The sequence below is a fragment of the Burkholderia latens genome, from assembly GCF_902499045.1.
Classification (GTDB): domain Bacteria; phylum Pseudomonadota; class Gammaproteobacteria; order Burkholderiales; family Burkholderiaceae; genus Burkholderia; species Burkholderia latens.
Window position 1 is genome coordinate 70,402 of the sequence record NZ_CABVPL010000004.1, and the last position, 19,301, is coordinate 89,702.

Annotated in this window: 20 protein-coding genes; 12 read left to right on the top strand and 8 right to left on the bottom strand. The window is 61.4% G+C overall.

Annotated features, from left to right (window positions below; all coding sequences use genetic code 11):
• Positions 1–46: 46 nt before the first annotated feature.
• The 5 genes from BSE24067_RS04215 to BSE24067_RS04235 all read right to left on the bottom strand — a co-directional run bounded on the left by BSE24067_RS04215 (position 47) and on the right by BSE24067_RS04235 (position 6,957).
• Positions 47–265: a PRTRC system protein C gene (locus BSE24067_RS04215; RefSeq protein ID WP_046424183.1), complete on the bottom strand. Its 219-nt coding sequence runs from the start codon at positions 263–265 to the stop codon at positions 47–49.
• Positions 266–273: 8 nt separating this feature from the next.
• The gene (locus BSE24067_RS04220) at positions 274–708 is read right to left on the bottom strand and encodes a PRTRC system protein E (RefSeq protein WP_062911835.1); all 435 of its coding nucleotides are present in this window, start codon (positions 706–708) and stop codon (positions 274–276) included.
• Between the two features lie 77 nt (positions 709–785).
• Positions 786–2,459 carry a PRTRC system ParB family protein gene (locus tag BSE24067_RS04225; RefSeq protein ID WP_151062621.1) on the bottom strand — a complete coding sequence of 558 codons (1,674 nt, stop codon included), beginning with the start codon at positions 2,457–2,459 and terminating at the stop codon, positions 786–788.
• Positions 2,460–2,966: 507 nt separating this feature from the next.
• Complete coding sequence (locus BSE24067_RS04230) at positions 2,967–6,098, bottom strand: SNF2-related protein (protein ID WP_233629406.1); 3,132 nt, start codon at positions 6,096–6,098, stop codon at positions 2,967–2,969.
• Between the two features lie 70 nt (positions 6,099–6,168).
• On the bottom strand, positions 6,169–6,957 hold the full coding sequence (locus tag BSE24067_RS04235; protein ID WP_151062622.1) for a hypothetical protein: 789 nt from the start codon (positions 6,955–6,957) through the stop codon (positions 6,169–6,171).
• Between the two features lie 449 nt (positions 6,958–7,406).
• Between BSE24067_RS04235 and BSE24067_RS04240 the strand changes: the two genes are divergently transcribed.
• From BSE24067_RS04240 to BSE24067_RS04270, 7 genes are all read left to right on the top strand, one after another.
• On the top strand, positions 7,407–7,859 hold the full coding sequence (locus BSE24067_RS04240; protein WP_151062623.1) for a hypothetical protein: 453 nt from the start codon (positions 7,407–7,409) through the stop codon (positions 7,857–7,859).
• Between the two features lie 24 nt (positions 7,860–7,883).
• Positions 7,884–8,204 carry a hypothetical protein gene (locus tag BSE24067_RS04245; protein ID WP_062911832.1) on the top strand — a complete coding sequence of 107 codons (321 nt, stop codon included), beginning with the start codon at positions 7,884–7,886 and terminating at the stop codon, positions 8,202–8,204.
• A 66-nt stretch (positions 8,205–8,270) separates the two neighbouring features.
• Positions 8,271–8,606, top strand: coding sequence for a hypothetical protein (locus BSE24067_RS04250; protein ID WP_151062624.1), 336 nt, complete (start codon positions 8,271–8,273; stop codon positions 8,604–8,606).
• On the top strand, positions 8,603–9,832 hold the full coding sequence (locus tag BSE24067_RS04255; protein ID WP_151062625.1) for a DUF1173 family protein: 1,230 nt from the start codon (positions 8,603–8,605) through the stop codon (positions 9,830–9,832). The genes BSE24067_RS04250 and BSE24067_RS04255 overlap by 4 nt, the downstream gene beginning before the upstream one ends.
• A gap of 53 nt (positions 9,833–9,885) precedes the next feature.
• Positions 9,886–10,305: a hypothetical protein gene (locus BSE24067_RS04260; RefSeq protein ID WP_151062626.1), complete on the top strand. Its 420-nt coding sequence runs from the start codon at positions 9,886–9,888 to the stop codon at positions 10,303–10,305.
• Between the two features lie 110 nt (positions 10,306–10,415).
• Entirely contained in the window at positions 10,416–11,087 is a 672-nt protein-coding gene (locus BSE24067_RS04265) for a Lar family restriction alleviation protein (RefSeq protein ID WP_151062627.1), read from the top strand.
• Between the two features lie 81 nt (positions 11,088–11,168).
• The gene (locus BSE24067_RS04270) at positions 11,169–11,750 is read left to right on the top strand and encodes a cold shock domain-containing protein (RefSeq protein ID WP_151062628.1); all 582 of its coding nucleotides are present in this window, start codon (positions 11,169–11,171) and stop codon (positions 11,748–11,750) included.
• Positions 11,751–11,828: 78 nt separating this feature from the next.
• Here BSE24067_RS04270 and ltrA read toward each other — a convergent pair whose 3' ends face one another.
• On the bottom strand, positions 11,829–13,118 hold the full coding sequence (ltrA, locus tag BSE24067_RS04275) for a group II intron reverse transcriptase/maturase (RefSeq protein ID WP_170297404.1): 1,290 nt from the start codon (positions 13,116–13,118) through the stop codon (positions 11,829–11,831).
• Positions 13,119–14,042: 924 nt separating this feature from the next.
• On the opposite strand from ltrA, the gene BSE24067_RS04280 reads away from it, so the two are divergent.
• Positions 14,043–14,414 (top strand): hypothetical protein, encoded by a 372-nt coding sequence (locus tag BSE24067_RS04280; protein ID WP_151062630.1) that lies wholly within the window; start codon positions 14,043–14,045, stop codon positions 14,412–14,414.
• Positions 14,415–14,502: 88 nt separating this feature from the next.
• On the opposite strand, the gene BSE24067_RS04285 is transcribed toward BSE24067_RS04280, so the two are convergent.
• A complete protein-coding gene (locus BSE24067_RS04285; RefSeq protein ID WP_151062631.1) occupies positions 14,503–15,645 on the bottom strand; it encodes an integrase domain-containing protein in 1,143 nt (380 codons plus the stop codon).
• 1,467 nt (positions 15,646–17,112) lie between these two features.
• On the opposite strand from BSE24067_RS04285, the gene BSE24067_RS04290 reads away from it, so the two are divergent.
• The 4 genes from BSE24067_RS04290 to BSE24067_RS04305 all read left to right on the top strand — a co-directional run bounded on the left by BSE24067_RS04290 (position 17,113) and on the right by BSE24067_RS04305 (position 18,984).
• Positions 17,113–18,117: a PRTRC system protein D gene (locus BSE24067_RS04290; RefSeq protein WP_062911823.1), complete on the top strand. Its 1,005-nt coding sequence runs from the start codon at positions 17,113–17,115 to the stop codon at positions 18,115–18,117.
• 9 nt (positions 18,118–18,126) lie between these two features.
• Positions 18,127–18,465 (top strand): hypothetical protein, encoded by a 339-nt coding sequence (locus BSE24067_RS04295; protein WP_062911822.1) that lies wholly within the window; start codon positions 18,127–18,129, stop codon positions 18,463–18,465.
• Positions 18,466–18,583: 118 nt separating this feature from the next.
• Positions 18,584–18,733, top strand: coding sequence for a hypothetical protein (locus BSE24067_RS04300; protein WP_170297405.1), 150 nt, complete (start codon positions 18,584–18,586; stop codon positions 18,731–18,733).
• Positions 18,730–18,984 (top strand): hypothetical protein, encoded by a 255-nt coding sequence (locus tag BSE24067_RS04305; protein ID WP_062911821.1) that lies wholly within the window; start codon positions 18,730–18,732, stop codon positions 18,982–18,984. The genes BSE24067_RS04300 and BSE24067_RS04305 overlap by 4 nt, the downstream gene beginning before the upstream one ends.
• A gap of 46 nt (positions 18,985–19,030) precedes the next feature.
• Here BSE24067_RS04305 and BSE24067_RS04310 read toward each other — a convergent pair whose 3' ends face one another.
• The gene (locus BSE24067_RS04310; protein WP_211195073.1) at positions 19,031–19,258 is read right to left on the bottom strand and encodes a hypothetical protein; all 228 of its coding nucleotides are present in this window, start codon (positions 19,256–19,258) and stop codon (positions 19,031–19,033) included.
• Between the last annotated feature and the right edge of the window lie 43 nt (positions 19,259–19,301).

Consider the following 19,301-nt stretch of genomic DNA (forward strand, 5'->3'; position numbering starts at 1 on the left):
ATTGAAGCCACCATCCGGAGCGGACAGGGCTTTGAGCAGATCGCGTTTACGCATGGGCACCCTTGGCACCCGCTGCGCGGACGAATTTGTAGTGCGCCACCTCGCCCTTCATGTCCGGGCCGTCGACCGCAGCGGTCGTCAGCTCCGGATACTGAGCGGTGTACAGGTCACGAACCTGATCCGGCGAGAATGCCGGGCCGGGATCCATGAGCGCCATACCGTTGTAGGTGAACTCGCGTACCAGTGCAGCAATGCTGATCGACATGATTTACCTCACAGAATCAACGAGGACAGATCCGTGCCGGCCGGCTTCTCAGCGGCAGCGGGCGCGACATCCGCCGGTGTGGCGGTCGCACCGTCTTCGTCGTCGGCGTCGCCTGCGCCCGCGTCTGCGGCCGTCGGCATCGATGCTTTCGCCAAGACCTTCTGCGCCTTCGTCGCCTGCGTCTGCTGCTGGGCTTCCAGGATCGCGTTGGTAGCCGCCACCTGTTCGCCGAGCGACTGGTGCGCCGCGGTAAAGCTACCGATCGCCGCCGCGAAACCCTCGTCGAGCTCGCTGGCCGTCGCTTTCAGGATCAACGGCTGTCGCAACATCGCGTCCTTACCGCCGGCCGGCGTCAAAAACACAACGATGTTGTCGCCATCCATCGTCAGCGACAAGACGAGTTTTTCCGCGGAACGAAGCAGCGGTTCGAGTGCTTGAAACATTTAAATCTCCAAAAAAATATGCGCCGCACGAGGCGGCGAAGAATGTTGATGCGGCTCGGCCATAAGCCGCCCGCTACTTAGAACTTGAGAACCTTCAGGAGCTTGCCCTCGTAGGTGAACCCTTCGACGGCGAGCAACGCCGTGATGACATCAGCCTTCGCCTTCGAGAACACCTTCTTGAAGTTGTCGCCCATCGCCGTGCGCAGCCCGAGCTCGTCCGCGATCACCATCATCTCGGCCTTGGTGACGAGTTCCAGAAACTCTTTGTCGAGCTTCCAGTACTGCGTCAGGTCGAGGTTGTGGTGCTTGCAGAGTTGCTTGAGATACGGAACGTCGAGGCCTTCGATCGCCGCGACGAACATGCCGGTGACCAGCGTCGCGGCCTGCTCATCCGACGTGGCGCAAGCGAGAAAAAGGGCCTTCGAGAGATCAGTTGCAGGAGCCTTCTCGTCCGTCACCTTTTCGTAGACGGATCGGAAAACGTCCTCCTTGATCTGGCGCGCGTATCCCGCGAGGACGATTGCGATCAGGTACTGTCGCGCGAGCGCCGCGTTCTTGCCGACGTCCCGCCGCAAAGCCTTGCGCCAAAGTGCCTCGCGGTACTGCTTCACCCGGTCGGACTCAGCGACGACGGTTACCGCCGTCGGCGCAGACGTATCGGATCCGCCCTTACCAGCTGCCTTAGTCGAAACGGTCGAACCCTTGGTGTCAGAGGTCGCGGCTTTCGCCGCCGCCTTCTCAGCCGTGATCCGGTCCGCGACCTTGCGCATATTGCACACAGTGTCGAAGCACTGGCCGCGGAAGGTCTTGCCGAGAGAGTCCGGCAACCCGCTGACCGCGACGCCGTAGTTCTGGCAGCCGTGGCACGCCTTCGCTTGCGCCTCGCCCACCCCGTTCGGCCCTTCGACCGCGAGTTGGACGCGCGTGTGGTTGTCACCGGCGCGCACGATCCGTACGGTCGGAAATTCGTCCCGCAAGCCGTCAGCAATCGCCTCGAGCTGCTTTTCGGTCTTTCCGTTGTAGCACTGGCGATTCGTGCAGTTACCAGTCGCTATCGACTCGCCGAACATCTCGGATTGCGTTGCCGAGTTGTGTGGGCACGCCGCGCAATCGGTTTTGTCGAAGATAGCGGCGGACAGAGAGCATGCCGCGCTCTCGACCAGCTTTCGCACGTCGGTGACGGACTTCTTCTCGGCGATGATCACCGGAAGAACGCGATCCTGATTTTCCTTGGAGAGCGCGGCCAGCAGCTCCGCATGACCAAGAAGAATCTGGCGCGTATTCAGGGCGATGAGGACTTCGTTACTGCAGTTCAGCAACGCGAGACGACTGTTGAGCGTGGGAAGGCTCCAGCCGATTCGCCTGGCAGCCTCTTCGCGATCGCCCTTGCAGCGGCCGAGCAGTCGCGCTGCGTCAACTGCTTCTTCACCGGGGGAAAGGTTCGACCGCTGGATGTTCTCGATGAGAGCGATGTCTTCAGCTTCGGCATCGTCGACAAACACCACCGTAACCGGCATGTCGTAGTCTTCACCGCGCGTTTCCATTGCGGCTTTGTACCGACGGCCTCCGGCTATCAGCTCGAAGTACTCTTCGTCGAGCGGCCGAACGATGACCGCGGTATGGACGCCGCTTACGCGGACCGTAGCCTTCATCTCCTCCATCTCGGCGTCGTCGAAGTACGTTCGGGGGTTTCGCCCGAGCTTGATCCGGCGCAGCTTGACGGTGGGTTGCTGCAGATGTGCGTGTTGCATGTCAGGTCCTCCGAAGTGGGAACCTGCCCCCGATCGGGAGTGGTTCCCGATGGGGTTGGAAAGGAATGCCGGCGACGCCGGCTGAGTCGATGCGTCAGAGACGCGGTAGATGAGGAAAAGATACCGCCTGAATTCGCGGGACTGCCGCGGAAAGCCCGAAAGAAACACCCAGCTTTCAAGCGCGTGCGCCCGCCGCGCGCATCAATTAAAAAGGCCCGATCAAATGACCGGGCCTGAGCAAAGGAACTGGGGCGTCCACTGAACGCTACGCTGCACCTTCTCCATTGACGGAGCGACTGAGCAACGTCGTGACAGCGCCGCTGACCATCCATCCAACAAACTCGGTCTCGTACGGTTGGTGGACAAGGCGATCGAGACATACCACTTCCGCACCGCCCTTCGTCACCTTTCCGAGAACTCCCGCAACGGTTGCGGTGCTCGACCCATCCCGCTTGATCGTCACCACGCCATCGCCAATCGCAACAGTCACGCGCCGTTCCGCTTTCATTACGCTGCCTCCTTCAACAATTTACGCATGTCGTACGTCTTTTCACCGTGAAGCCGTGCAATGTCTTCGACGAACGCATCCAGCAAGGTGTCCATGTGCAGAAACGCCTCGTCTTCGAGCTCGGGTGTCGCCCAGTCCAGACCTGCCTGCATCGCGTCACGCTTGTGCGCGACCATCTGGTCCTGATAGACATCGATGCTTCCGGGCAAGTGGAAGTACTCGACACTCAACCGCCCCTTGCGATTCCACCGCAAGGCCCGCCGCATCGCCTGGTACTCCGCACGCCAGGTCCACGACCGGTCGTAGAACAAGACATAGTCCGCGTTCGGGAGGTTATAGCCTGCCCGACCCGACTCCTTGGTTGAAAGCAGGCCCGTTGCGAGTCCGGTGAGGAACCGTTGGTCCTTTGCCTTCACCCGCTTGGCTATCGGGACACCGCCATGGAACAGCACCGTGTCGATCTTGCTAACGTCGAGCTCGCGGGCGATCAGATTCAGCACGCCGGGGTTTTCGGCGAAAACGATCGCCTGCTTACCTTCGGCTGCAATCTCCCGCATCCGGTCGATCACGGCACGCTGTTTGCTGGTCAGCCCACTGCGGCGCTCGATCCCCTCCATCCCGTACTGCGGATAGTTTGCGGCGAAGTGCACCGCCCGCATTCTCGCAAGGATCGTCACCAGATTGCAGGATGTACCGTCCTTCTGGCGATCTCGGTACCACGATGCGAAGTCGTCGGCCGCGCGCAAGTACATCGCGAGATGATCCGGCTCCCAGTCCACTGTGTGAACGCGGATTTCCGGCGCCTCGATCTGGATGTATTTCGCGACGTCCGGCTCGCACACCAAGCGACGCTTGAGGTGCGGCGCGAGCATCGCTCGGTAAAGCGACAGATTTCCTATCTTCGGCACTTCGCGCTTCGCCCCATCCTGCAAGTTCTCCGCGAATTGCCACGTGACCCACTCCGTCACGACGAAATCGTCTCGGAATCGATCTATGCCGCGGTCGGCGTACTCTACTGACTGGAGCCAGCTCTGTTCGAGATAGCCGCGACGATACCCGTACGGTTGAGCAGCGGTGCCATCACCCCCTGCAAATGCGATCAGACCGAACGCGTCTCGCGGGTAGTTCGGAATTGGGCTACCCGTCAGCACGTACCGCCGGCGTGCCGACAATCGCCACAGCGCACGGCTTTGCTCGCTTGTCGGGTTCGCTAGACGCTCCCCTTCGTCAGCGACCAGCAGCCCAATTCGACGCCGCAGGCGGTGCGCATACGTCGCCCGTCTCGACTGCGACGGATCGACCACCATACGCAAGCGCTCATACGAGATCAGGTTGAAGCGGCGCAGATCATCCAGATCGGCGGGCGACTCGATAACCTTGATTTCGTCCATACCAATCGGCGTTAGCGCAGCTTCGGCCAACAGCTCCGAGACCAGACGCGCTTCCACCACAATCAGCCCATGCTTGACGCCGGCCGCCAGAATCAACGCGAGCGCGAGCCGCGACTTGCCGCAGCCCTGCTCCCAAGCGATCACGCATCCCGACGGCTTCATCAGCGTCTCGATAAGATCGTCGACCTGGAATTCCCAGTCCAACCACGTGGGAATCCCGAGTGTACTGACGCGGGAACGAAGCGCCGCGGCGTGATCAGGAAAGCGCGCCGCCAACCCTTCGTGGACAACCTCCCATACCTGAGCGACGTTTTCAACCGCGAATCGCGCGTTCAGCTCGTCGACCGCGAGGCGGTACTTCGCGCCCTTGAACACGTACGCGTACGTGCCATCGGCTTCCCGCTCGAACACCACTTCGTCTCCTGCCTTGATGAGCGGGCTCGCCCACATCCGGTCGTCAACCTTATGCGTCGCACGCGCCCTGCCAACCACCGACGACGCCGATCCGGCTCCCGCCGAATACACAACGTGCCGCAACGGTGTCTGCTGCCGCAGTGATCGCCGGGATCGCGCGGCGAGGTGCTCACGCAGGCCGGGCGCGACGCTAGGTTCTCCGCCTGCGGCTCGGATACGCTCGATCAGCCTCTCGAAGGCGCCTTGCGGATCGTCCTGTACCAGATACACCTCCAGGTCGAGTAGCCCCTGACCCGCATATCGGAACCCGCGCGGCAACCGATGGCCATCCGTCGAGAAAATGCGGTGATCGTAGATAGCGTTCAGCACCATCGCTTCGGTGAATCCGCACCTGAAACCCAGTCGAATCCAGCGACCGTCATGCGCCACGCCAACGCGGGCGTCTCCGGTTACCGGTCGTGTGATTGCAGGAATGGAATCGTCGAGCGTCTGCAACTGCAGCCGTGGCCGATCAAACGACCGCTCCTCCCAATGTAGGCTTAGGAGCGGTGCGGGTCGGCCGAGGTCAGCAGCTGCACGGACGAAGTCGCCCGGCCGTGTCCTGTATCGATCGAAGACAAGCACTGCCGTCCGGACGTTTGCGCCCTCCAGCTGGAATGCGTCGTCCGGCAGCTCGAAGTAGCCGGCCAACCGTTTTGCGGCCCCGTAGTAGTGAAACGGCTTTCCGAAAGTCGCACCGGCGATTGCTTCGGCCATCGTTGCCGGTAACAAGGCAACGACCACGTTAGCAGCTTTCAGAGCTTGAGCCAGTGCATAGTCATGGGACAACGCGCTGGTGTTCGGGCCATATCGTCCGATCGTGGTGCACTCGAACGGATACAGGTGCGGCGACTCGAGGTGCAGCGAGAACGGCGGATTGATCATCGCAACGTCGAACCCGGACGGTCGGATTTCTTCCATTCCAGCCCGACGAATCGATACCTTGAAACCCGCTCCCTCGAATGCCGACTGACATGCCGCCACCGCAGGATCGTGTACATCGACGCCGTAGATCGAATGCCGCTCCGGATCACCGAACTGCAGGAGGCGCCCCGAGCCGATCGAGTTGTCGAGAACATGGACCTTGCGCTTCGGGTTAAAGCGCTCTACGAATCCCCACATATATCGGGCAACTTCGTCTGGCGTGAAAAATTGTCCGAGGTGGCGCCGTCGCGCTGCGGCCAGCTCACCGTGGTGGGCCACGCCGACATCGAGCGAACCGAGGCTTTTCATTGCCCGTAGCGGCGCATACCAGTCGCTGGCTTCGAAATCGAATGCAGTCTGCATAGAAATCTCTCGATAGAAATAGAAACGGCCCGCCGAGGCGGGCCGAAAAAGGAAGGTTGGAGCTACCGAACTATCCGCGCGATGCGAGATGTTCGGCTCCGAACTCGCTGATGAAGATCGACAGCGCATCGCCGATCGCGTGCGCGAACTTGAACTGCCATTTGTCGTTGTAGCGGACAATTTCCAGGCCAGTGAAGCTCTCCTTGTCTCGCGAGCGATACTCGTCACTCACGAGGCGGCAATGCCTTAGCTCGCCTGCAAGTGCCGCACAACCAGACTTCACGGCAAATGTCGTGAGGCCCGTCACCAGTGCTGCAACGCGGCTTTGCGAGTAGTAGCTAACGCGACGCCACCCGCTGCTGCTGAAGGAAGCTTCGCTTCCAACCGACGCCTCGATCACAATGCCGCTGTTGGTGCGCTTCATTTCTGTCGTCGGCTTCAACCAAAGCCCGTCGATGATCGCCTTGGCGGCTTGCTGATACGCGATCGATGCGCCGGCATCTCCTGCGAACTTCTGCTTGAGATGCGACCAGAATGCGTCCAGATCCGGCGTTGTGCCTGATCGAATGGCTTCGCCGATATCGATGCCTGCCGCTTCCAACTCGGCGGCTCGGTCGATCTCGATACGCGTGCCGGCGGGCGCCACTTCGCGCCGCGCGACTCGCACTACTACTTCGGAGAGGTCGACACAGAACTTCGTCAACTCTCGCTCGACCTTGTATTCGTGTCGCGAGCGTGTGGCACGCTCGTAATCTTCGCAGCCAGGAAACAGGGCGATTTCTGCGTCTGCAACTGCGCGATAGGCGTCGGCCGCTCTCGTCTGTGCCGACTTGAACTGCTCGATCAAAGCGTTGTACATGATGTGCTCCACCAGTAGAAGACGGAGCACCGCCCGGACCGGGAATGCCCCGATCGGGTTGTGTAGGAAGATTTGGTGCCACGCGAGGTGGCTGGTTGTCGATGCGTCGAAGACGCGGAGTACACGACGATCGTAGCCGCATCATTTCGGGCCACAAGGTGGAAATCACGACTGTTTGCGTGCTGCTTTCATCTCTGTTGACGGGACCAAGTTTTCCCCAAAAGCGTTGGACAACCTTGTGGAGAACGGGCGCAGACCCTTTAGTGCTGGGACCGTCGACCAGATGCTCAATTTTTAGGCATCACGGGCGGACGCAACCGGTTGAGGGGGCTTTGGAAGAAAGCTCCTGAAAAATGGTGGCCTTTCCCGGTCACCTCCTGCGCCCACCGGCTGCATGGTTGAGGTGGGCACATCCGTCGCCCTTGTCACTCCAACCGGGCAACCACACAATGATCGATCTATCCAAACGCGTCTCTCTCAGCTACGCGCAATATCTCTTCAGCCAAGCCTTGTTCGTGGGCAAATGGGCCTTCTACGTTTTCTTCGTGCTTCCGAGCGTAATCGTAGGTGGCGTGCTCGCTCTTTACAGCAACTTCTCCTTCCAGACGATTCCGCGTGAGGTTTTGCAGTTCGCCGCGCAGACAGCGGCCAATCCGCCCGCGCAGCATGGCTCGCTTTGGATCCAGGTTTGCAAGGACAAAGTTCCTGACTATGCGCTTCCGGCTTCTCCGATCTGCAAGTCGAAAGGTCTCGAGCAGCGACCGATCGAAGCACTGGCGAGGGAGGTAGGCGAGCGCCTCTCGTGGGCGTATGCGGTCGTCGTGGCACTTGCGGCAGGACTCGCAATCGTCTTCGGGCCATTCCTCAATGCTCACCGCGGGCGCCGGCGGCAAGAGAGCTAAATCCGGCCGCTGGCGTTATCGAAAGTGTTACTCCAGACTCTAGCGGTACCCAGCCCCATCGCCGTCGACCTGGTCGCTCAGCTCGCCAGTACCGGCGCGTGGCCATACATCGCCATTGGGACTGTTGCGGCCCTGCTCATCGCAGTCGTCAACACAGTCCGCGTCGTAATTGCGGCAATCCGTCGATACGAGCGCAGCCGCGCTGTTCGCATCATGCAGCTACGCCATCCGCATTGCCACGTAAAACGGCTTTCCAAGGGGCAGTGGCTCTTGATCGACAAAGACACCGGCACCGAATACGTGCCGCCACCGCTCGAACACCCACCAATCAATGAATGGATCTAGCCGCAGATTCACGTCCTGGAACACCAGCACTGCCGGTGATAGATCCGACCGCTCAATCCACCTGCCATGAACCTGTTCATTCCGATTCCACTGATGATCCTCACCCTTGCGGCGATCTTCGCAAGGCTCAGTGTCGACAACAAGGTGATCAGCGGCTGTGCAGTCGCGGTCTTCCTCGCGATCTGCTGGACGTACTCTCGCCTGTTACGCCGGCGCGAAGGCGGGAGAATACGACGCGACGAAGACGAAAAAGTCGCTATGGAGCAGCGCTATCCGTTTTGCCACGTGACGCTCCTATCGAGCGGGGAGTGGTTCCTCACCGAAAAGGCAACCGGACGCGAATACAAGGGCGGGGCCAGGGTCGGAGTTACGGCACCCGGCACCAATGAGGAAACCCGATGAACAACGTCTTCTTCTCCGGCCTTACCGTGCCGCTTAATGATGTCCAAGAGCACCCGGCTGCTTTTGTACGCCAGCTCGAGCGCGCGAAGATCAATCCGGGTTACGCGCAGTGCCTTTGCCTGGGTGCTGCGCGCCCTCTCCGCCTCCAGATCCGCCGATACGGCAGTCTGCTGCACCTCGCTGGGTGGCCGGATGAAGGGCCGATGCACGACGCCCAATCGTGTTCGTTTCACAAGGCACCGAACGAAGGCGAAAACGAGGCCGGCAAAACCCTGCCGGGCATCGTCGCGACCGCCGCGGGCTTGCGCGCAAAGCTCGACGTTGCCCTCACTCAGCGCACGGTCCGCACCGCCTCCAAGTCCGCCCGGCAAGCTAGCGGTCCGACAACCTCACGCCGCGCGGCCCCTCTTCTAGGCTTCCTGCAGGCGCTCTGGAACGTCGCCGGCCTCAATCGCTGGTCTCGCGCAGAGGGGACGCGGAACTGGGGTGTCTGCAATGCGCGCGTCCTCTCCGAGCTCGGTGACGCCGTGATCAACGGCGAGCCCGCCGAGCAGGTGCTGCACGTCATGCGTCGTTTCCAGGAGGCTGATCGCGTTGCGATCAACGCCGAATTCGATGCCTTCCTTGGCCGCGTCGGCCAGCGAGATGGAACGAACCATCGCGGCCTGGTCGTCGGCGAGATCTCAGAAATCGGCACGACGCCCTACGGCCGGTCGATCACTTTGCGCCAGAGCAAGAAGCCGTACTACTGCAGCTCCGGTTTGATCGCCCTCGCGGAGAAGCGATACGGCCACGCGCTACGCGCGCTCGGCGACCGTGCCGCGCGAGTCGTCACGATTCTCCTGATCGAGCGCACGTCCAAGGGCCATCACATCGTGGTCGATCTCGCCGCAATGCTTTGCTCGTCCACGTACATCACGTGCGATTCGATCCACGAAGTCGCTATGGCAAATCGGCTCGTTGCCGAAGGCCGCGCCTTCGACAAGCCGATCCGGCTAAACGAGGGCACCGACATGCTGCCGGACTTCGTCCTAACGGACACCGCGGAACCAACCCACATCGAGGTCTATGGGATGAATGGCCTGACCGAGTACGAGGCTCGCAAGCGGGAAAAGCAACGCCTTCGCACCGCGCGCGGCATCCAGGCAGTGGAGTGGGATATCGACCGATTTCAGCTGGCCGATGTCCGGTTCCCTCCCATTGCGCGGCGAAGGGCTGGACCTTGACATCGTCGTGCGGCCGGCAAGATGAATGCATCCTCTTAGCCTGGACGCCTCCTATGCACGGCAAGTCGCTTTTCCTCCATCGCGCGGTCTCCCGCACCGATCAGTGGGGGCCGCAGTTTCCCGCCCTCTCCATGGCATGCCGCCACCCCGACTCTTTCTCCGGTGGGCGGCAGCTCGCCGTCGCGGTGACAGACGCTCGCGGACTGCGATGCGCAGCCTTCACGAACTTCGGCGCCATCCTCGAGTTCCGCGCGTCGTGGGACGAACTGGAACGCGCCGGCACCTGGTGGCATTACGCGCGGGCATGGCATTTCTGGTTCGTTGACGATCCGCAATCCGCGCGACGAGTATTTCCTACCGATTCCGGGCAAATCGTCGTCGCATCCTCCGAATCAAGCCACACATCCAACACGTCGACCGACTCGCTCCTGTCCCTTATTCGCATTGCGGAACTGCGAGCTTCACGCGATTAACTCAGACTGGTGAGAAATAACCGGAAGGAATATTCGCGCTTTTCTCGGTATTGCCGCGCTGCAAAAACAGCAATAATGCCGGCGACGAGAAACTTACAACCTTCCGACAAATGATCGAACAGCTCTATCCATGTGAGCACTGCGGCGGCCGGCCGACCGTCGGCCGATCGCAGCGACTCGTTGATGGCGATGACAACCGCCTATTCGACTTTAGCCAGTTCGGCCGCTTCGGCGGCCCACCACGCATCGGTGACGTACAAGCTCGCCCACCCGAGGCGCCTCGGACCGAGCCCCTGGTCTGCATCTACTGCACTGGTTGCGGCATGTCGACGCCGTGGGAAGCGATCGGCGATGACGAAGCGGCCGCGAAAGACCGATGCGCCGAAACATGGAACCGACGCTTGAGCCGCCCGAAGGCAACGGCTGAGGACCTACGAAACCTGATCGAGAGAGAGCTCGGCGCCTGCGATACGCAGTTGGTGCTCGACATGTTGTCCCGCGTAGAAGGGGACTGGGACGAGATCGGTCCGATCTTCAAGATGCTGGCGCAGCGCCTGGTCGATGCTACCGTCGTCACCGTAGACACGTGGCCGATCGCACCCGTGCTCGAAGACGCGGCACGATATCGAAAGCTCGTCCAGCTGGCGAAGTGGATCGAGGTCGACGGCCGGGACTACGTTCAGTTCCCGAAAATCCATTCGCCGAACGAGCATCGAGATTTTCTGTTTGAAGACCGGATCGCGATCGCGGTCGACGCCATGCCGGACCGTGACCGTTGGTAGCAGGCGAAGGCCGCGACATGTCGGGCTATCAGGCGCCGGACGGATATCATTACGTACTCGACCAACTACAAAATCAGAACCATGCGAGGAACAATAAAGTGGTTCTCGAAGGATAAGGGCCACGGCTTTATCCACGGGGAAGCAGCCACTGACTATTTCTTTCACGTCAGCGACGTCATCGGAGCCGAGGCGCCACGCGACGGTGACATCGTCGAATTCGACGCCACTACGAACAATCGAGGTCCGCGCGCGGCCAAAGTGCGAATCGTCGAAAGGCAATCGCGAGCGTCCGCCTCGCAACATCGCGATGATCGCGTCGAATGCATTGCATGCAAGAAGAAAATGGTCCCCCGGATCATCACGCATCGCGGGCGGCCTGAGCGCTCCGTGTGTCCGTACTGCGCAGCGACGTTCAAACGGTTCGGCATGTGCTTCATCGCGTCCGCGGTCTATGGCGACTACAACGCACCGGAAGTCCTTGCTCTCAGGGGATTCCGAGACAATGTCCTCCGGACCACGAAGCCGGGCCGATGGGCGATCCGAATGTACTACCAGGTATCGCCACCGCTCGCGCGATTCCTCCATGCGCACCCGAAGCTCGCGCATCACATCAAGCCAATACTCGACGCAGTCGTTCGCAGAGTTCGGCGGCGCTCGCATTGAAATCGGGATAGGGGCAAGCCTCGCGACTCGACCCCTCCCACACCACCGTGCGTACGGGTCCGTACACGGCGGTTCGGATCAGTTGATCGGCACTGGCCCGACCGACGGCAGACCCAGCGAGAGGAAGTAACGATTCGACAGCGCCTTGTTCAACGCTGGGCTGCAGCTAAGGCGCCATACACCGTGTGGCGAACCTGCCGTCTGGGCAGCGAGGTTGCGGTTCACGCCCCGCGCGACCAATTCCCCGAATCGGGTTCGACCACGCCTCCATTGCTTCCAGAAGAAGCAGCGAAGGCGGCGGCGGATCCATTCATCGAGTTTGTGGAGTACGTAGGGCGTTTCGCAGAAGCCGTAGTAGCCCCGCCACCCGGTCAGATATCGTTTCAGCTCGCCAATCATCTGGTCGACGCTGGTCCCTCGCGTGCGTTGGGTTAGTTCCCGGATGCGTTCCCTGAAGCGTTCCAGAGCCTTGGGCGCAATGCGCCTTCTAGCTTGGGCATGCACAGTGAACGTAAACCCAAGGAACTTGCGCGTGTGCGGCTGTGCAACGGCGCTCTTCGCTTCATTGACCTTCAGCTTCAGTTTGCTGGTGAGGAAGGCCTTCAGACCTAACATCACCCGCTGACCCGCGCGTTCACTCCGCACGTAGACGTTACAGTCGTCCGCGTACCGCACGAACTGCAGTCCGCGTCGCTCAAGCTCCCGATCAAGATCGTCGAGCATCAGGTTGGATAGCAGCGGTGACAGCGGACCGCCCTGGGGCGTACCTTCGTCCGTCGCGCCAACCAGCCCGTTTTCCAGCACGCCCGCCGTCAGGAACGCGCGGATCAGCCTGAGCATTCGCTTGTCGCTGACTCGCTTTGCTACCCGGGACATCAGGATGTCGTGGCTCACGCGATCGAAGAATTTCTCGAGGTCCAAATCCACAACCCAGCGCAGGCCCGCTTGAATGTGGCTTTGCGCGCGCTCCACAGCCTGATGCGCCGAGCGCCCCGGACGGAAGCCGTAACTGGCATCCGAGAACGTCGGGTCCCATTGCCTTTGCAGCACCTGCAACACCGCCTGTTGAACGAATCGATCAAGCGCGCACGGGATGCCGAGCTTGCGCACGCCCCCATCCGGCTTGGGTATCTCGACGCGTCTTACAGGTTGCGGTCTGTACGTGCCGTTCAGCAGTGTGGTCCGTATCGACGGCCAATACTCACGCAAGTGCGCCGGTAATTCCTGAACCGTCATGCCGTCCACGCCCGGTGCACCCTTGTTCGCTTTCACACGCTTCAACGCCTGCTTCAGGTTCTCCCTTTCGCAGACTTCTTCCATCAGTCGGTCGCAAGCCGACGGGCTTTCAGACTCGAAGTTCGCCGCCATAGGTTCAGCCCCTCGAGCGTCGTCCTTCGGGGCTTCACCCCTATCTCCGCCCCCCGAGGACGCGATGCGTTTTCTGCTGCGCTCCCATGTCGAGTTCACCGGCTTACTTGCCACTCCTTTCCGTTTGGGCCTTCAGGCGTCGCCGCCCTAATATGCCCGCTGCTGACTCCTGCACGGCGATCAACGCCCCTTGCGGTCCGTTCAGTCCTGATTCCAGGACGCCGGGCAGGCCTCCCGAGGTAAGCACAACCGCCTTCACCACACACCTGCCAGATTTACCACCCCAGCCCTTGATGGTTGGGGACTTCGCGATCATTAGCTCGCTCGTCCGGCCGGGTAGGCCTCATATCTGGTTTCTGTTCGTCAGGTCATGGCTTTGCTACACGCTTCCTTCAGACCCCGCCTCGCGACGACGCCCTTGCGTTTCACTAATCCTTCGCCCCATCAGGCTGGACAGGGGACTTACACCCCCAAGCTGTTGCGCATGCTCGGCGCACTAAAAAAAAGCCGGCTTGCGCCGGCTTAACGAAGGTTCTAGCGATTTCCGAGGGCCTGTGCCAGAACCTGAGAGACAAGGCTATCTTACCGAGCCCGTCTTTCCTCCAGCAGGCGTTACACCGACTATTTCTCGCCTCATTCTCCGATGCTCCGGCTAACGCTAGCCTCGACAAGCGGGCGCACCCCCGCTTCGCGACCTGCATTTGCGATCCGGCGCGTTTGGCGCTCGGACGTCAGTTGCTTTGAAGACTCCGCACGCATCGCCTATGCGCCCGAGCACACCAGCGACGACAATCTCAAGGTGCTCTGTCAGCGCTGCCGCCTTGCCCATGGCGCCGAGCATCGATGTGCCAGAGTCGCAGCCACGCGCCGGGCACGAAGAGCGATTGGCGACCTGTTCGACGATGCAGTAACGGGAGAAAGTGAATGAGTGCTGTCGATAGGAAACACCCGGTTGATGTCCCGACCGACCTCAACTCTGCAGAGAGACTCCGGCAACAGCCGTCGGCGAACGGCCCCGTGCCGGACAAGGAGATTTTCGTCGTTCACGCGTCCACGATGTGCGAAGGCAGCGACCCGGTACGCGCGTTCGCCACCAGAGAATCCGCCGAAGCATTCGCCCAAATGTGCCGCGACCACGAAGAAGCGCGCCCCCTTCCTCCTGGGATAGACGCGCCTGAACACGAATGGGACCGTTGGACGGAGTTGGACCGCACCTGGGAACAAACGCATCCGGCCGCGCCGCTCTCCCGCCGGGAGAGCTACGACGTCCTGACGCTCCCCTTCGACCCGTCCTGATCCGCAACGGATATTGCATGTTGCGGCGTCGTCCTATCGACGCCGGCAACAGCCTCCGCGTCAACCCGACAAGAACCCGCTGCGACCGTCACTTACGTGGCGACGGCGACGCAAGCAGTCTATACAGCGCCTGCCTCGAAATCCCCAGCGCCGCCGCAGCGTGGCTCTTGTTGCCGGCGGCCGCCTCGAGCGCGGCCTTCGCTTCGGCAACGCTCGGCAACGGTTTCTTCAGCTCCGTCTGCCGGGCGAACGTCGACAGGTACGCGTTCGCCTTCGACGGACGGCTGTGGCCGGCGGCCTCGACGACCCGGCGCTTCGCGTCCTCATGCGCGGCAGGATCAGGACGTGCCGGCGAACCCTTGATCGGCGCCGGCACCTCGGCCACCTGTTCATAGAGCGTCTGCAGATATTCGTGACGCAGCCCGTGGCTCGTCACGCCGATGCCGCTTTTGGTTACGCCATGCTTCGCGAGCACGTAGTAGTACCAGTCTCGCCACTGCTTCAGCGTTCGTCCGGCCGGAATCGTGGATCCCGTAACACCGTTGCTCAAGCGCGCCGCTTCCTCCAGGATCGCGACCTTCTTCTCGATCGGCACCTCCCGCGGCCGCCCGCCCTTCGTTCCGCGCGTCACTGCGAGCATGTGCGGATCGCGCACCGCTTCTGCCGGGCGCAGCATGAAGCTTTCTTCGACACGCAACCCAAACGCCGCCTGCATTTTGAGTTGCACCGCGGTGTACGGACACGTTTGCGCGATCTCTTCGATCTTCGCGACCGCGTCCACTCCGTTCACTGCCCATGACTTGTCTTCCGTCGCCACGTAGCTGCGCTCAAGGCCCATTTCACGGCGATCGACGTAGTCGCCGAGCGTCCCGACCAGATTCGCCTTGCCCAGCCATTGGGCGAGTGCTCGCAGATACGTGAGCTTGTTCTCGATCGTGCCGCCCGACTGCTTATCCTTGACCCATCGGTCAACGAGGTACTCGACGTGCTTGGTCTTCAGCGACCATGGCGTCTGCAGCGCGAACCCACCCTCGCGCAGTTCGACGAATGCCTTGCAGATCGCCGTCGCCCGATATTCCTGCGTCTTGATCGACAGCGCCCGTTTGCTGATCCGCGTCGCGCTATGAATCTCGGCGACATGCTGATCGAACAGCACCAGCAACGCGTCGCGAAACTCGGGCGACAGTCGATAGCGTCCCACAACAGACCGAACGTTGAGGATCGCAGCCATCCAATTACTCCTTGCGGTCGATACCGCTCCCACCAGGCGCAACCCGCCCGCCTCTTCCTATCGTCAATCGATCATCCGGAGCGCCGCATGCATCCGCATGCGCCCGTCCGCCAATCGCGCTCCGCGAAATCGCCGGCCACGATCCCAAGGATCGGTACCGACGCCATTCGCGAACCCATCGTACGATGCGCGGCCGCTCGGTCAAGAACCGCTCTGCGCTGCCCAGTCGGTCCACGGTCGGTTCCGCAGACGCGATCAGTCCGTGATCCGCCGGCGGCCATCGCTTCGCGCAAACGCTCCCCACGTCAGCCGACACAAGCCGGTCTGGATTGCTCGGGGCGACCCATAGGCGTTCACCTTTTCCGTCCGTTGCGCGCCCCTACCTGACGCGCCAACGGCTACTTCTTTCGCCCTCGCTCGCGCGAATGGCTCCGCCGGAATCCGCCGGCGCGGTCTTGCTGCTTCCTGTCCTTTAGCGATTCCATCCGATCAGCCCGCTGCATGGGAAGAGCATGCAATCCGACTGTCCATCCCGCTGCAATGACCGACGCAGTCCGCGCTTCGCGCAAACGGTCGCCGACCATTTCGCGCCCGCTTGTCGGACGCGCTGCGCGGATTCGCTCCGCCCAGTCCAGCTTCGTGGCTACCCTGCCAGCCTGACGCTCACGCGTCTCGGCGTCGACGAACCTGGCGGTCGCCGGCGCCGGGCTATGTGCCGGGCAATTCCTGTTGCGCATTTGGGTTACGGCTGCGCCTACCGTTCGTTCTTCCAATCAGGGAATCGCGACACCGGTTTTTCCGGTTCGCAAGACTTCCCCCGCCCCCAAGCACGTTCATGTCGGCCGCGGTGTGTCGGGCTTCCTGAACGCACCCAGCTCGTTCGCTGAAAGGGCGTGAGTAGACGCAAATGAGGTCGCGTGGACTGTCCGGTGTCCGGTGTCCACATGTCCTCATTGCGTCCCATTGCGGCAAACCGCCGCCGATCGTATGGATATCGCACTGTCCAGGGGTCCTCAAGGTGGACCACTGTGTACTTGATTTGCTTCAGAAAAAGGCCGCGTCAATGTGCGGCCCGGACATTTCACTGCGTTGGAGGCCCTGAACGGGGCCAGAAGGGACGTGTGAGCGCCAGGCGCTCCGGTTCGATGCGTCGATGACGCGGTAGGTGATGCCCAGAATAGGCCTTTTCGTCACGCTTAGCAGCGCGAAAGCTGTCGGGAAGTGCGCCGCTTTCCAAAACTTGACTTTGCGTACCGCTCGATAGACTGAATCACGCAATCTCGGACTTTATCCGGGAGATTCAAGGGCTCGCCGTTGCAATCTCCCACTCTATGTCCGACTTCGGTAACGGCCCATTCTCAATGTCCGACTTTATCCAGGACTTTCGTGAAGCGACGGTGCCGAAGTTCGACTCGGGGTTCGACGTTGCACTCGCCTTCCCTGAAACAGACACCAAAGGAGTCGCCCTTGAAAACTGCAGTCTTCGCTATCGACGTCGGTTACGGCAATACGAAATACGCGCACCGTGCCGCGAACAACGCCGTGGCCTCCGGAATGTTTCCGTCGCTCGCGCCGCTTGCGGCGAGTCGCTCGATCGCCGGATACGGCGACAGCGTATTGACGGCCCGCAAAGTAGCCACGATCGTGATCGACCAAGTCGAGTACGAGGTCGGCCCGGACGTTTCCCTGACTGCCGCGTACGGCAACACCGGCCGCGCGCTGGCGGACGACTACATTCTCACGAACAACTACGCTGCGTTGCTCCTCGGGGCGATCCACTTTTCCGGCGTGACCCATATCGAACGCCTGGTGCTCGGCCTGCCGGTTCACAACCTGAAGAAGTACGCGGGCGCGTTGATGGAGCGGTTCACCGGCACGCTGGATTTCGGCGCTGGACGCGTGAAGATCGACAAGGTCATGGTGATCCCGCAGCCGCTCGGCTCGCTCGTCCTTGCCTCCAGCAACCGGAAAGGCGGGTTTGGCCGGGACGTTGAACATCTCGTCGTCGACGTCGGCTACTTCACGACCGACTGGGTATACGCGAGCGGCTTCGCGATGGATGACAAGCGCAGCGGTGGCATGCCGGGCGGCGCATCGCAGATCTATCAGCGCATCGCCCAGTTAATTGCACGCGACCAGGGCGACGCGGTCGAGGACATCGAGCGGATCGACAAAGCGCTGCGCGAGCAGACGCCGTTCTTCTTCTACGGGAACGACATCGATCTCGCGCCCTATCTCGAGAAAGCGCAGCCGTTGATTTCGGGCGTCGTGAAGGAAATGCAAAACAACGTCGGCCGTCTGGCGAACGTTCGATCGATCATCCTGTCCGGTGGAGGCGCGGCACTCTATGCGTCCGTCATTCGTCAAGCGTTCCCGCGAGTCGTCATCGAGGTGATTGACGCACCGTGCCTCGCGAACGTTCGGGGGTTCCTGCTGGTCGGGGAATCCAGCGTCGCTCGCGAACGCCGATAAGGAGCGGACATGAGCGACAAGATCGAGATGACCATCACGATCAACGAGCTCGTGTCGCCGCTCCTGTTCGAGCGGTTGCGCACGTGTCCGTCGGCCCGTCGCCGGGCCGCCGTCCTCAAAGCATTGGCCGAATCAGCGCTTCGTCAGGAATTGACCGGGCAGGCGCGCATCGTAACGCCTGCAGTGGCCGCGCCTCCCGTCACGCCCGCATCACCCCTGGCCACGCAAGCGCGCGCGACCGGCGCCCACGACGACGACGCGTTTCAGGTACTCAGTGTTGGCGATGGGAGCCTTGACGGCGCGGGCTTCGACGACTCGCTTCACGATCAGCTGGGGGCATGGGCGTGACAACCCATCGGCTCGTTTTTTCGTGGCTTGCTTTTTGCATAGACCTGAGAGAATTGCAGTACGAGGTAGGTGTTCAAAACGTGTGACGCGTCTTGCATCGATAGAAAAGGAGAAGAAAATGCTGGAACTGATCGGGTGGATTCGGACGGGTGAAATCGTGGACAAGCTCACGTCGCCGCTATTTCTCGCGTGCGCTGCAGCGTTCATGATCGCGGGCTACTACTGCGCGGGCGCGCTCAGATCGGCGCAACGCCAAGGTGACGAATGAGCATCATCGGCGGTCTCCCTTCCACCATCGCCAGCGGCTACAGGGCATTGCCTTTCGTTTTGCGCCGCCTCGTTCTGGTCTTGGTGTACTCGCTGGTCTTCACGGCCGGCGCTTTCATGCACAACCATGGCGCGGGCGACATCGCCAGTCTGTTTCTTCTTGTTGGCGCGATCGGCACCCTTTGGGCTGCCGGGGCGTGGCGAGTCTTCAAGGTCGTCCTCCTTCTCGTCCTGGTTATCGTGGGCGACTAAGCAAAAAAAAAAGCGACTTCCCGAGGGAAGTCGCTTGTCGTCAGGTTTAGTGCGTCCGGCTCTTCTCTTTTTCTTCAAGCCACGCCATGCAAAAATCGACCGCCGGCTGAAACGCTTCATCCCGCAGGATATAGCGATCGTCGCCTTCGAGCTGCCGGTCGATCACATCGAAGCGCGGACCTTCGGAAACGTCCGCCGCCCCCTCTGACGCCACCCTGGCCGTCACCTCGATCACTTCAAACTCATCCAGCACCAGTCGAAACGCGCCCATCATTCACCTCGTGATGTGGCCCGGCGCAATACGGCCCGGAGGGGAC